Source organism: Agathobacter ruminis (genome assembly GCF_002735305.1).
GTDB classification, from domain to species: Bacteria; Bacillota; Clostridia; order Lachnospirales; family Lachnospiraceae; genus Roseburia; species Roseburia ruminis.
Window position 1 is genome coordinate 1 of the sequence record NZ_PDYG01000134.1, and the last position, 13,299, is coordinate 13,299.

At 48.8% G+C, this 13,299-nt stretch carries 12 protein-coding genes; all 12 read left to right on the plus strand.

Annotated features, from left to right (window positions below; genetic code table 11):
* Window positions 1-561: 561 nt before the first annotated feature.
* On the plus strand, window positions 562-3,201 hold the full coding sequence (locus CSX02_RS12120; RefSeq protein ID WP_099386863.1) for an NYN domain-containing protein: 2,640 nt from the start codon (window positions 562-564) through the stop codon (window positions 3,199-3,201).
* A gap of 21 nt (window positions 3,202-3,222) precedes the next feature.
* Complete coding sequence (gene lepB / locus CSX02_RS12125; RefSeq protein WP_099386864.1) at window positions 3,223-3,852, plus strand: signal peptidase I; 630 nt, start codon at window positions 3,223-3,225, stop codon at window positions 3,850-3,852.
* 159 nt (window positions 3,853-4,011) lie between these two features.
* Window positions 4,012-4,860, plus strand: coding sequence for an Mrp/NBP35 family ATP-binding protein (locus tag CSX02_RS12130; protein WP_099386865.1), 849 nt, complete (start codon window positions 4,012-4,014; stop codon window positions 4,858-4,860).
* Between the two features lie 14 nt (window positions 4,861-4,874).
* Window positions 4,875-6,206, plus strand: coding sequence for a class I SAM-dependent rRNA methyltransferase (locus tag CSX02_RS12135; RefSeq protein WP_099386866.1), 1,332 nt, complete (start codon window positions 4,875-4,877; stop codon window positions 6,204-6,206).
* A 22-nt stretch (window positions 6,207-6,228) separates the two neighbouring features.
* Window positions 6,229-6,891, plus strand: a complete 663-nt coding sequence (locus tag CSX02_RS12140; RefSeq protein WP_099386867.1) for a hypothetical protein — start codon at window positions 6,229-6,231, stop codon at window positions 6,889-6,891.
* A gap of 1 nt (window position 6,892) precedes the next feature.
* Window positions 6,893-7,099, plus strand: coding sequence for a DUF1858 domain-containing protein (locus tag CSX02_RS12145; RefSeq protein WP_099386868.1), 207 nt, complete (start codon window positions 6,893-6,895; stop codon window positions 7,097-7,099).
* A gap of 25 nt (window positions 7,100-7,124) precedes the next feature.
* Window positions 7,125-7,865: a peptidylprolyl isomerase gene (locus CSX02_RS12150; RefSeq protein ID WP_099386869.1), complete on the plus strand. Its 741-nt coding sequence runs from the start codon at window positions 7,125-7,127 to the stop codon at window positions 7,863-7,865.
* A gap of 81 nt (window positions 7,866-7,946) precedes the next feature.
* The gene (locus CSX02_RS13705) at window positions 7,947-8,219 is read left to right on the plus strand and encodes a hypothetical protein (protein WP_155896340.1); all 273 of its coding nucleotides are present in this window, start codon (window positions 7,947-7,949) and stop codon (window positions 8,217-8,219) included.
* Between the two features lie 187 nt (window positions 8,220-8,406).
* The gene (locus tag CSX02_RS12160) at window positions 8,407-9,873 is read left to right on the plus strand and encodes a C69 family dipeptidase (RefSeq protein WP_099386870.1); all 1,467 of its coding nucleotides are present in this window, start codon (window positions 8,407-8,409) and stop codon (window positions 9,871-9,873) included.
* A 24-nt stretch (window positions 9,874-9,897) separates the two neighbouring features.
* A complete protein-coding gene (locus CSX02_RS12165) occupies window positions 9,898-11,538 on the plus strand; it encodes a glycoside hydrolase family 43 protein (protein ID WP_099386871.1) in 1,641 nt (546 codons plus the stop codon).
* A complete protein-coding gene (locus tag CSX02_RS12170) occupies window positions 11,535-12,491 on the plus strand; it encodes an alpha/beta hydrolase (RefSeq protein ID WP_099386872.1) in 957 nt (318 codons plus the stop codon). The genes CSX02_RS12165 and CSX02_RS12170 overlap by 4 nt, the downstream gene beginning before the upstream one ends.
* A gap of 65 nt (window positions 12,492-12,556) precedes the next feature.
* Window positions 12,557-13,297, plus strand: a complete 741-nt coding sequence (locus CSX02_RS12175) for an SPFH domain-containing protein (protein ID WP_099386873.1) — start codon at window positions 12,557-12,559, stop codon at window positions 13,295-13,297.
* Window positions 13,298-13,299 lie beyond the last annotated feature (2 nt).

Consider the following 13,299-nt stretch of genomic DNA (forward strand, 5'->3'; position numbering starts at 1 on the left):
GATTGAGGTTGTTCTTTCAACTATTTGCACTTCTTCCGCACTGTCTTTTCCACGCAAACAGTCGACACCCCGTATCCCTTTCCTGGTTCATATAGACCGGTGAAGGAACATCATTGGGAACGCGCTTAGTAAAACAGAAGTCGGTTTTGCGAAGCGCCCGATACGAGCCGCCACGGATGGCGGCGAGAGTCGATGGCGTCCCGGATGGACGCTCTGAGACGGTGTCGGGCGCTCAAAACCGGCTTCGTTGTTTTACTTAGCAAGTGGACAGTGTTCCGCACCGGTCTATATGAACAGGAAAGATATACGATACATCTTTATGTGTTTGCGCCGAAAAGACAGTTTGTCGAAATGCAAAATCGGTGAAAGGACAACCTCTTAAAGCTTGTGCGGCTTTGGAGAATCTATGCCTTGACACCTATCGTTTGAGGGCAGGGAGGCAAGGGGCGGGGAGGGAATGGGACGGCAGGCGAACGAAGGGAGGGGGCAGTGGCGCGTGGCGGGAATTTGTGATAAAATAGGGGGTCTGGAAATGTAGACAAAAAAGGAAAGGTGCATTTCATGGTATTTGGAATTGTGGCGCATGTCGACGCGGGTAAGACGACGCTGTCGGAGGCGCTTTTGTATAATGCGGGACAATTGAAGAAGATCGGGCGGGTCGATCATCAGGATGCGTTTTTGGATACGGATGCGATGGAGAGAGAAAGAGGAATTACAATCTTTTCGAAGCAGGCGCGTCTGAAGGTGGGCGACCATATGATGACATTGCTGGATACACCGGGGCATGTGGATTTCTCGGCAGAGATGGAACGAGCCCTGATGGTGATGGATTATGCGATTCTGGTGATCAGCGGCACCGATGGTGTGCAGGGACATACGAGGACACTGCTGAGACTGCTGAAGCATTATCAGGTTCCGGTCTTTTTGTTTGTCAATAAGATGGATATGGACGGAGCGGATCGAGGCGAAGTCATGAAGCAGCTGCGCGCAGAGCTTGGCGAAGGCTGTGTCGATTTTTCGGCGGCAGGGCATGAATTTGTATTCACGGATGAGACGCTCGAGGAGATTGCGGTCACTTCGGAGGAACTGCTTGAGCAATATATGGAGGATGGCACGGTCAGCCGGGAACAAATCAGGGATTTGATTGCGCAGAGGCTGCTGTTTCCGTGCTTCTTTGGATCTGCATTGATGAATGAGGGTGTGGATCTGCTGCTTGATGGCATTGCAAGGTTTGCGCGGGAAAAGGAATATCCGCGGGAATTCGGGGCGCGTGTATATAAGATTGCGCGAGAAGACAGACAGCGGCTGACCTTCGTCAAGATTACGGGCGGCAGCCTGCGTGTCAAGGACAAGATTACCATTGTAGATAAGAACAAAGAGGCAAGAGAAGAAAAGGTCGAAGCCATTCGCCTGTATTCCGGAGATAAATATGAGGCGGTGCAGGCGGTTGATGCAGGATCTGTCTGTGCACTGTGCGGACTGGATGCAACTTACCCGGGACAGTGCATCGGCGCCTGTGAAGAGACGGCGGAAAGCATTCTCGAGCCGGTGCTCAGTTATCGAATTGAACTGCCGGATGAAATTAATCCAATGGAATTTTTCGGCAGGCTAAAGCAGTTGGAGGAAGAAGATCCAAAGCTGTCGCTGGTATGGGATGAGGAGCATAAAGAGATTCATGTGCAGATGATGGGACAGGTGCAAATCGAAATCCTGACGCGCATGATTTATGAACGATTTGGTGTGACCGTGGTCTTTGACAAAGGCAGCATTGTCTACAAAGAGACCATTGCGGAGCCAATCGAAGGCGTCGGTCATTTCGAACCACTGCGCCATTATGCGGAGGTGCATCTTTTGCTTGAACCGGCAGAACCGGGAAGCGGAATCACGGTGGATTCGGTTTGTCCGGAGGATGTGCTGGCGCTCAACTGGCAGCGACTGATTTCGACACATGTACTCGAGCGGGAGCATCGCGGTGTGCTGACCGGATCGGTATTGTGTGATGTCAAGGTCACCATCTTAAGTGGAAGAGCGCATCCGAAGCATACGGAAGGCGGAGATTTCCGCAAGGCGACGTATCGTGCCATTCGACATGGCCTGGCCAGAACAAAAAGCATTTTGCTGGAACCGTATTACGAATTTGTGTTGGAAGTGCCGTCCGATTTTGTCGGACGTGCCATGACGGATATCAATCAGCGTTTCGGCAAGCAGGAGGCACCGGAATATTTCTCGAGAGGCGGGCAGGATTTTGCTCGGATTTGCGGAACGGCGCCGGTGTCGACCATGCAGGATTACGTGAGCGAGGTGCATGGATATACCAGAGGGGTAGGCAGTCTGTCACTTGCCCTGAAAGGATATGATATCTGTCACAATGCAGAATCTGTTATTCAGGAAAAGGCATATGATGCGGAAGCGGATTTGCGCAACCCGTCCTCGTCTGTTTTTTGCGCACACGGAGCGGGATTTGTGGTACCGTATGATGAAGTCGAAAATTATATGCATTTGCCGTACAGTTATGAAAACGGAGAAGTGAAGCCGTTGAACGGCGGATTTGCATATGACTTTGATGCAGCCGTTGAGATGGCAAGACGCGCGGGACAGCAATCCACCACCAGCAGGCTGAATGCCATGAGCAGTTTTGAACTCGATCAGGAATTAAAAGATGTCTATCAGCGTGAGTTCGGTAAGAGTGCGGAGGAACTCGAGGAGGAGCGTCGTCGCAAGCGGCAGGTGAAACCGGTGATCAAAGCACAGTCGGTCAAGACGGACAAGAAAGGCAATCCGATTTATCCGAAGAAGGATACGAGAGAGCGGTGCCTGATAGTCGACGGATACAATATGATTTTTGCATCCGGCTATCTCAGGGACCTCGGACAAAAAAACATCGATGCGGCCAGGGATGCGCTTGCGGATGCATTATGCAATTATCAGGGCTATCACGGCGGCAAACTGTTGCTGGTCTTTGATGCATACAAGAGAAAAGAACATTGTGGTTCGCATTTGTGTTACCATAACATCGAAATATGGTATACTAGAACAGATGAAACCGCGGATGCGTTTATCGAGCGCTATGTGCATCAGGAGAATCAGCATTATCAATTTACGGTTGCCACTTCGGACGGACTCGAACAGCTGACCGTAATGAGCGCGGGCGCGCTTCGCATGCCGGCAGGGGAATTGCTGGCGGAGCTGGATTTGCGCTAATTGTGGTATTTGGAGGTATCAATGGACAACAATCAGGATTTTAAAGTAGAAGATTTGGAGCAGGAGCAGGGGGAAAATACGGTACCGTCCGAGGAGCAGGAACCAAAAAGACCATCCGCATTTCGTGAGATTATGAGCTGGGTCATTCCGTTTGTGATTGCGGTCGTTTTGGTATATGTATTAAAAACCTATGTCATTATCAATGCCAATGTACCGTCCGGTTCGATGGAAAATACCATTATGACCGGCGACAATCTGATCGGATTTCGACTGGCATATCAGTTCTCGGACCCAAAGCGCGGTGATGTCATTATCTTCCCGGCACCGGATGAACCAAACGAAAAATACATTAAGCGAATCATCGGCCTTCCGGGCGAAAAGCTTACCATCAAAGAAGGAAAGGTATATATCAACGGCGAATTGCTGGAGGAAGATTATCTGTCAAAGGAATGGCTCCCGGGAGGGGACATCAATGACGGATATACCGATCTGGAATTTGATATTCCGGAAGACAGTTATTTTGTAATGGGTGATAACAGAACCAATTCCCATGATGCAAGATTCTGGAACAATACTTATGTGACAAGGGACAAGATTATAGGAAAAGCCATTTTTATCTATTGGCCTTTTGCCGATGCGAAGTGGTTTTAACTCAGTCGGAGTACAAGCTCCGACTGAGTTAAACGCTCCGCGAGGATGCGCACGGATTCGGACAGGAATTTGTCTGCTGAAGCAGACCCGAATCCGGCGCGCAAGACTCGCGAGCGAGTCTTGACAAATAAAAAATAAAGAGAAACAGGAGGTAACAACATGCCGGAAAACAGCAGTTGTGCAAGTGCAGGAAGCTGCAACAAATCAAGTTGCGAGGACTGTCCTTCAAAAACAAATCCAAAGAGCTTTTTGGAGGCGCCAAATGCAGCGTCTCACATTAAATATGTGATCGGTGTCATGAGCGGAAAGGGAGGCGTCGGCAAGAGCTTTGTCACGGCATCTCTCGCAGTTGCCATGGCAAATCAGGGATACAAGGTCGGAATTATGGATGCGGATATCACAGGTCCATCCATTCCGAAGATGTTTGGTGTATCCGGAGAGGTAGTCGGAACCGAGGAGGGAATGATTCCTTTGACTTCGGAGAACGGCATCAAAATCATGTCCGTCAATCTGTTGATGGAGGATCCGGAAGCGCCGGTCATTTGGAGAGGACCGGTTGTCGCCGGTGTAGTGAAGCAGTTCTGGAATGAGACCGTATGGGGAGATCTGGATTATCTCTTCGTGGATATGCCACCGGGAACAGGCGATGTACCGTTGACTGTATTCCAGTCTCTGCCATTGAGCGGAACTGTGATTGTCACATCTCCGCAGGATCTGGTGTCCATGATTGTCAAAAAGGCATACAATATGGCCATTACAATGAACATTCCGGTGCTCGGTGTGGTTGAGAACTTCAGCTATCTGAAATGCCCGGATTGTGGAAAGAAAATTACACTTTTCGGCGAGAGCAAGATCGATAGTATTGCAGGTGAGCTTGGCGTTGCCGTACTTGGCAAGCTGCCGCTCGATTCAGCGAATGCGGCAAAGGCGGATTCTGGAATCTTCCATACCGTCAATACGGATGAGCTGTCTGCAGCAGTGGATGTGCTCAAAGGGCTGACAGAATAAAATTGGAGTCGGATATGGATAAAAAGACGACGGTCGTCCTGAAAAAGGGCGAGGGACGCACCATCAAAAGCGGTGGCGCGTGGATTTTTGATAATGAAATTGCAACGATCGAGGGGACCTTTAAAAACGGTTCCCTTGTTTTTGTGGAAGATTTTGACGGCTATCCGATGGGCTGCGGATACATCAATCAGAATTCCAAAATACGCGTGCGTATGCTGAGCCGTAAGCCGGAACAGACGGTGGATGAGCACTTCATCTATATGCGGATGAAGTCTGCGTGGGAGTATCGCAAGCGCGTGATGCTGCATGAGCAGGACCTGCGCTGCTGCAGGGTGGTATTCGGAGAAGCGGACTTTTTGCCGGGCATGACCATTGACCGGTATGAGGATGTTCTCGTGGCCGAAGCACTGACACTCGGCGTGGAACAGGCTCTCATCGACTGTGCCGACGGTGTGCAAAAGCGTCTGAAGCGCGTGATGATCGAGCAGCTGCTGAAAGTGCTGCGGGAGGATGGTGTCTCCATTCGAGCTGTCTATGAGAGAAATGATGCGAAGGAGCGCCAAAAAGAAGGACTGACCCGGGAGAAAGGGCTGTTCTGGGTCGACGAAGCCGGTTTTCTGGAAGATGTTTCGGATGCGCGTCGACTGCAGCTCGATGAACAATTTGATCCACATATTGAAATCACCGAGAATGGTGTCCGCTATCTGGTTGATGTCAAAGACGGTCAAAAGACCGGATTTTTCCTGGATCAAAAATATAACAGACTGGCGATGCAGCGAATCTGCAGAGGAATGGAGCATCTGAAGGTACTCGATTGCTTTACGCATATGGGCACCTTTGCGCTCAATTGCGGTCTGGCCGGAGCCGATGATGTGACAGGCCTTGACATTTCCGGATTCGCGGTACAGCAGGCAACGGAAAATGCAAAGCGAAACGGATTGAGTGAGACGGTTCATTTCCGTGAGGCAAATGTGCTCGAAGAATTGCCGCGCCTGCTTGCACAGGGAGAATCCTATGATGTGGTCATCCTCGATCCGCCTGCGTTTACCAAATCGCGTGAGGCGACAAAGAATGCCATCAAGGGATACCGAGAGATCAACATCAAAGGATTAAAATTGGTAAGGGACGGCGGATATTTTGCAACCTGCTCCTGCAGTCATTTCATGACACAGGAACTGCTGGCAAAAACCGTAAAGGAGGCTGCAAAGGCGGCCCATAAACGACTGCGTCAGATTGAATTTCGCACGCAGGCGTGTGACCATCCGATTTTATGGTCCTCTGCGTCAAATACACCGGAGAGTTATTATCTGAAATTCCTCATTTTTCAGGTGGTGGATGAAAAATAAAAAAAGAAAGTGAAGGAATGATATGAAAAAAAATCACCTTGCGCAACCGGCATTCGTGTTAAATGTCATGCTGGTCATTTGCGGATTTATCGGGCTCATCATCAGTTGTTTCAATCTGAAGGTGTCCATGTTTGAATATTATACGCAGGACAGCAATATCTTTTGCTTGATTTCTGCACTGATTTATGTGATCGCATCCATCCGCGCACAAAAGGCGGGAAAAGAGCTACCGAAATGGGTGGCAAAGGTGCGATATCTTGCAACCTGCACGGTGACGGTAACATTTCTGGTAGTGATTTTTGTGCTGGCACCGATGTTTGAAAATATTTTATACGGATATTATCTGATGTTCTTTAACGGAGCAAACTTTTTTTACCATGTGACCTGTCCGCTGCTTTCCATCGTATCGTATGTATTTTGGGAACATGAAGACAGCAATGCGGCAAGAGATCCGCTGATCGCGCTGATTCCGACAGCCGTCTATGCGGCAGTGACCATCGTGTTGAATATTCTGCGCCTGATCGAAGGCCCGTATCCGTTTTTGATGGTGTATCAGCAAACCCCATTGGCAAGTGTGGCATGGTGTGCTACAATTCTTTTAATTGCGTGGCTGATCGCGGTGGTGATTCGCGGAATGCACAATCGCAATTATGCAAGATTTATGAAATATGAGAAGGAGAACTGAAATGTTTCGAATTACGAAAGATACAACAATCGGTGAACTGTTAAAGAATGCACCGGATATTGCACCGGTTCTTACCAACATCGGGATGCACTGCCTCGGATGTCCTTCTTCACAGATGGAGACATTGGAACAGGCTGCGGCAGTTCATGGCATGGATGTCGATGATCTGGTAGAAGATCTGCGTGGCTTTATGGAAGAAATGGCATAACAAATAAGAGAAAGTGAGAAAAAACATGAGTGAATCAAATGTAATTATCAAGGTTAAGGATTATACAATCACAACAGAGGATGTCGACGCATTTATCGATACCCTTCCGCCGGAGCAGAAGCAGTATGCGGCTAATCCGATGTTTCGTGAGCAGATGAGTCAGCAGCTGGTGGCTCTGGCACTGCTTTCCGAATACGGCAGAGATGAAAAGCTCGAAGAAACCGAGGAATATGCAAAATTATTAGAGTCTGCAAAACGCGACATTCTGGCACAGCTTGCAGTCAAAAAGGTGATTTCCGAGGCAACTGTTTCAGAGGATGAGATCAAGGCATTTTATGAGAAAAACAAAGAGCGTTTCCAGAAGGGCGACAGTGTCAGCGCAAAGCACATTCTTGTGGATGACGAGAACCTTTGCAACGAGATTAAGTCTATGATTGAAAACGGCGACAAGACCTTTGAGGAAGCTGCAGTTGCACATTCCACCTGCCCGTCCAAGGAGCGCGGAGGAGATTTGGGCGAGTTTGGCAAAGGCCAGATGGTTCCTGAGTTTGAGGAGGCTTCTTTCGGAGCGGAGCTGAATGCACTGGTTGGACCGGTCAAGACACAGTTCGGCTATCATCTGATCAAGGTATATGACAAGAAAGAGGCATCGGTTGCTCCGCTTGAAGAGGTTGCAGCCCAGATTCGTGCAAACCTGCTTCAGAACAAGCAGGGTGAGTTGTACAATGCAAAACTGGAAGAATTAAAGGATAAATACACAAAATAGTACATTGGGACTAAAGTTTATGCGGTTTCATCCGAAATAGTATATAAGAGGCACAAGGTAACGCTGATTTATATCTAGGAGGTGAGACCAGCAGCACCACATGGAAGTGAGCTTTTTAAAGTCTCAGGTATTATGGCCATACCTTACTACTCCGATTCAAGGGAGGGTAAAAATGGGCAGTCTGATAAACGTCGCCGCCAGCCTCAGGCTAGTTTCTCAGAAGTTTATGATTCGGAAAAAGGCAGGGATGCCGAAACAATCGATATCCAGACAAGAGGCTATACCCGTACAGGTGCACCGGCACTGTTGTCGATGCATATGCACGATTACACAAATCAAACAAAGCATGCGTAATCAAGAATACCGCGACCCGATGATGTAGAAATGCATTTTCGTGCCGCGGTATTTTTTGTCTGCAATTACCGCAAGGATATTATCCAAGTGTCAAAAATTCGTGTATAATGGCAGTATGACTGAACAGGAGAATTGACGCGCGAATAGCGAATAGATAAAAAATGATACGGATAAAGGAGGAATTACTATGCCGTGTACAACTATGCTGGTGGGAAAGAATGCCAGTAACGATCAATCAACAATGATAGCCAGAACCGATGATGGAATGTTTGACGAGAAGAAAATCATCGTGGTGACGCCGGATAAACAACCGAAGAAATATAAGAGCAAGCTTTCGCATGTGGAGATTACGCTTCCGGACAATCCGATGCGATATACCTCCTGCCCGAGTGTCAATCCAAAGGATGGCATCTGGGCTGCGACAGGAATCAATGCCGCAAATGTCGGCATGACTGCAACGGAGACCATCACTTCCAACCCGCGTGTACTGGCGGCAGATCCGCTTGTGGTATATGAGAAGGCAAAGAAGCGTGGCGAGAAGGACAAAATCGGTGGAATCGGAGAGGAAGACATTGTTGTACTGGTGCTTCCGTATATTCACAGTGCGCGCGAAGGCGTGGAGCGTCTGGGCGCATTGCTGGAGGAATATGGTACCTACGAGTCCAACGGAATCGCTTTTAATGATGAGAATGAAATCTGGTGGCTTGAGACCATCGGCGGACATCACTGGATGGCGCGCCGCGTGCCGGATGATGAGGTGGTTGTGATGCCGAACCAGTTTGGCATGGATGCCTTTGATTTTGAAGATGCATTCGGAGCGCAGACTGCGCATCTTTGCTCTGCCGATATGCGCGAATTTATCAAGGAATATCATCTTGATTTAAATCGTGAGGGAGAGCCGTTCAATCCGAGATTCTGCTTTGGCTCACACAGTGATCAGGATCATGTTTACAATACACCGCGTGCATGGTTTATGGGGCGCTGCCTGACACCTTCGTCCCATAAATGGGACGGCCCGGATGCGGAATACGGTCCGGAAAGTGATGATATTCCATGGTCGTTTGTGCCGGACAAGAAGGTAACGGCGGAGGATGTCAAATATATTCTTTCCACCTATTATCAGGGCACGGATTACAACCCATATACAAGCCATGATACCGGCAAGAGAGGCATGTATCGCTCCATCGGAATCAACAGAACCGGTGTGACATCCATTTGTCAGATCAGAAGTGATGTGCCGTCTGCAATCAAGGGTGTGGAATGGATTATTTTTGGCTCGACTGCTTTTTCCGCAGCATTGCCACTGTATGCCAATGTGGATAAAATGCCGAAATATCTGAGCAATGTGACACTCGATGTGTCGACAGAGAATTTCTACTGGGCAAGCCGTCTGATTGGTTCACTTGCAGATCCATGCTATGCCGCAACCATACAGCTGATTGACCGCTATCAAAGTGCGATTGCGACAGAAGGCCGTCGCATCATCAATGAATACGATCGCAAAATGATTGAGCAAAACGATCCGAAATTGCTTGAAGAAGCCAATGAAAAACTGGCGGAGATGGCAAAAAAAGAGACGACCAATACGTTGAACAAAGTTTTGCTTGAATCCAGCAAGCATATGAAAAACGGTTATAACCGCGCAGATAATTAAAAGAAGTCGGGGGGCTTTTCTGTTATGAAAGAGAATATGATTCAAAATCCAATTATTCCGGGATTTTATCCGGATCCGTCCATCTGTCGTGTCGGCGAGGACTATTACATTTGCTGTTCGAGTTTTGAGATTTATCCGGGACTGCCGATTTTTCACAGCCGTGATCTGGCACACTGGGAACTGATCGGACATGCATTGACAGCCGAAAATGATTTTCATGTGGATGCGAATTCCTGGGCCGGCGGGGTAATGGCACCAACCATTCGTTATCACAAGGGGCTGTTTTATATTATCAATTGTAATTTTGCGGACGAAGGTAATTTTATTGTGACCGCAACGAATCCGGCCGGACCATGGTCCAAGCCGCACTGGCTTTCCGATGTTCCGGGAATCGATGCATCCATCTTTTTTGATGATGACGACACCTGTTATATCATGGGAACCGGAGATGTAATCAAAAATCCAGACGGCACGACAGGACGCGGAATCTGGGCTGCCGAATATGACATTGAAAACTTCCGCCTGATTGGGGAGCCGGTTGCAATCTGGGACAGCGCGCTTCGCGTGGCTGCCTCTCCGGAAGCACCGCATTTGTATCATATCGGAGATTATTATTATCTCCTGATTGCGGAGGGCGGTACAGAGCATTATCACTGCGCGGCCATTGCGCGCAGCCGGACAGTGCTCGGTTTTTATGAAGGGTATCCGGGCAACCCGATTATGACACATCGACATCTTGGAACGCATGCAGGAATTGCCAATGTAGGCCATGCGGATTTTGTACAGACGCAATATGGCGACTGGTATGCAGTCATGCTTGCGTCCCGCACGATTGGCGGATATTACAAGAATTTTGGCAGAGAGACATTCCTCTGCCCGATGGAATGGGAAAGAGGATGGCCGATTCTGTCTCCGCAGACGGGAATGCTCGAAGCAGCTTATCCGGCAGATGAGAAATTGCCGTGGATTGTATATGAAAAGGAACCTGCAAAGGATACCTTTGATTTTGCGATGGAAAAGTGGCCGATGCACCTTGTTTTCTGGGGCAGACCGTATCGCAATTATTACAGGCTGCAGGACGGACAATTACATATTCGCTGTATTCCGCGCCCGCTGGCACAGCCGGTTAAAGGATTCGGATATCCGAAGACAAAGGATGCGGACGCGCCGGTAATCGGACGACGCCAGCGCAGTGTGAATTTTGATCTGCAAACGAGGATGACATTTGTCCCGGATGCGTCGGAGGAGGCAGGACTTGTTTTGATGCAGGCAAGCTGCCATCAGTATCTGCTTCGAAAAGTGAAAAGGGGCGAAGGCTTTGCAATCCAGCTGGTATGCAATACTTCGACTCTGCACAGCTTTGCATGGCTTCCTGATTTTTCATGCGAAGTGCATACAGAGGTTCTCGAGGAGGTTCCATGCGACCTCGAAACGGTTGTCCTGCGTGTGGAAGCAAAAGGACAGGATTACCGGTTCTTTTTCGGTGCAGACGAAAACCATCTGACAGAGATGAATCATCACGGGGATGGCCGCATCATCAATCCGGAAGAAGTGGGACCGATGGTTGGCACGTTTCTTGCAATTTATGCAAGTGGAAATGAAAAAGAAAGTGAGAATGAAGCTGCATTTGACTACATTCAGGTGCAGGAGAGGGATGAAATATGAAAGTCGAAACCGTTCAATTATACGAAAACAGACCTGATGTGACTCTGACCGCATATGTGATTGAGGAATCCGCTGAGCTGCAAAATGAAAAGCCGCGGCCGGCAATCATGATTTGTCCGGGAGGCGCATATGCATTTTGTTCGGACCGCGAAGCGGAGCCGATTGCACTTCGCTTTGCAGCGATGGGCTATCAGGCATTTGTTTTGCGCTATTCGGTCTTTCACAAAGGCAGAATGGTGAATCCGCTGAAGGAACTCGAGCCGGATCCGGACAGTCTGTATCCGAATGCAATGTGTGATATCGGAGCTGCGATGCTGTGCATTCGCAAAAAAGCATCCGAATGGCGTGTTGATCCGGATGCTGTCGTGCTATGCGGATTTTCGGCCGGTGCGCATAACTGTGCAATGTTTTGCACGCATTGGAACAGCAAGGTGCTGCAGGAGCGGTTTCATCGACCGGAAAAAGAATTTCGCCCGGCCGGCGCAATTCTGGGATACGGTTTTTATGACTGGGTGGATTTTCGCAAACAAAAAGTGGACAATAAATTTTTGCGCGCGATGAATGAGGCAATCGATTTTTCCTATTTCGGTGTGCGTCATCCGAGCGAAGAACAACTGGCAAAATGCAGTCCGGCGCGATGTGTGACGGACAAGACACCACCGATGTTCCTCTGGACGACCGGAAGTGACAGAACCGTGCCGCCGGAGCAGAGCCTGATGATGGGGGTGGCGCTCGCAAAAGCGCATATTCCTTATGAACTGCACTCTTTTGAAACAGGCGATCATGGACTGGCAAACGCGGACGAATCGACTGCCTGCTCCAGAGAGCAGGTCAATGCGGAGGTTGCTCAGTGGATGCAGATGGCACAGCGCTGGCTGCGCCGCAATGTACCAATCGATTTGCCGGAAAAACCGCCGATGGGATTTGATCTTTCACTCCTGCATTTTGACTAACCTTCTGTTGTGTATTGAAGGTGAGATTATTATAATAATATCAGTGAAAAAGCAGGAGGAAGGTTATGAGTATTCAACGAGTGGGGGATCCGAAACGGGATTTTATTATTCCCGGAGAAATGGACGAACATACTGTATTGACCAAAGGGGTCTGGTACAACAAAAATTCACAGAAGAGTGAACCGGCGCAGACGATTCCGAACGGTGCGATTGCACAGCTGTTTGATAACCAGTTTATGATTGTGGTGGACGGAGGCCGCATCGTCGACTGGACGGACGAACCGGGGTATTATGAAATTGTAAAAAGTTCTGCGCACAAAGGACTGTTTGCACGGCTGAAGAATGCACGCTCTCGGCAGCAGGTTTATTATCTGAACACCAAAGAAATTACGGGAATCCGGTTTGGTACACAGACGCCGATCAGCTATTATGACAAATATTATGATGCGGAAATGTTTATTCGTGCACATGGAACCTATTCGATACGCATCACGGACCCGGTCCGCTTTTATGAAGAAGTGGTCGCAAAAGACAAAGACCGCGTGAACATTGAGGAAGTGAATGCACAATATCTGATGGAATTTGTAACGGCATTGCAGGTGGCAATCAATCAGATGGCACAGCAGGGAGAGCGAATCTCCTACCTGCCGGGAAAGGCAAATGAACTCGGACAGATTCTTGCCGGCACACTGGATCATGACTGGCGTATCCTGCGTGGCTTTGAGATTGAATCGGTAGCAATTGCGAGCATCTCGTATGACGAGATGTCCAAGCGTTTAATAGAAAAGATGAACATGGAGAAATAGGG

Coding starts and splice junctions, on each gene's coding strand:
- lepB (WP_099386864.1), top strand. CDS start 3,223: ATGGACAACAATCAGGATTTTAAAGTAGAAGATTTGGAGCAGGAGCAG.
- CSX02_RS12175 (WP_099386873.1), top strand. CDS start 12,557: ATGAGTATTCAACGAGTGGGGGATCCGAAACGGGATTTTATTATTCCC.
- CSX02_RS12160 (WP_099386870.1), top strand. CDS start 8,407: ATGCCGTGTACAACTATGCTGGTGGGAAAGAATGCCAGTAACGATCAA.
- CSX02_RS12135 (WP_099386866.1), top strand. CDS start 4,875: ATGGATAAAAAGACGACGGTCGTCCTGAAAAAGGGCGAGGGACGCACC.
- CSX02_RS12120 (WP_099386863.1), top strand. CDS start 562: ATGGTATTTGGAATTGTGGCGCATGTCGACGCGGGTAAGACGACGCTG.
- CSX02_RS12140 (WP_099386867.1), top strand. CDS start 6,229: ATGAAAAAAAATCACCTTGCGCAACCGGCATTCGTGTTAAATGTCATG.
- CSX02_RS12165 (WP_099386871.1), top strand. CDS start 9,898: ATGAAAGAGAATATGATTCAAAATCCAATTATTCCGGGATTTTATCCG.
- CSX02_RS12150 (WP_099386869.1), top strand. CDS start 7,125: ATGAGTGAATCAAATGTAATTATCAAGGTTAAGGATTATACAATCACA.
- CSX02_RS12145 (WP_099386868.1), top strand. CDS start 6,893: ATGTTTCGAATTACGAAAGATACAACAATCGGTGAACTGTTAAAGAAT.
- CSX02_RS12170 (WP_099386872.1), top strand. CDS start 11,535: ATGAAAGTCGAAACCGTTCAATTATACGAAAACAGACCTGATGTGACT.
- CSX02_RS12130 (WP_099386865.1), top strand. CDS start 4,012: ATGCCGGAAAACAGCAGTTGTGCAAGTGCAGGAAGCTGCAACAAATCA.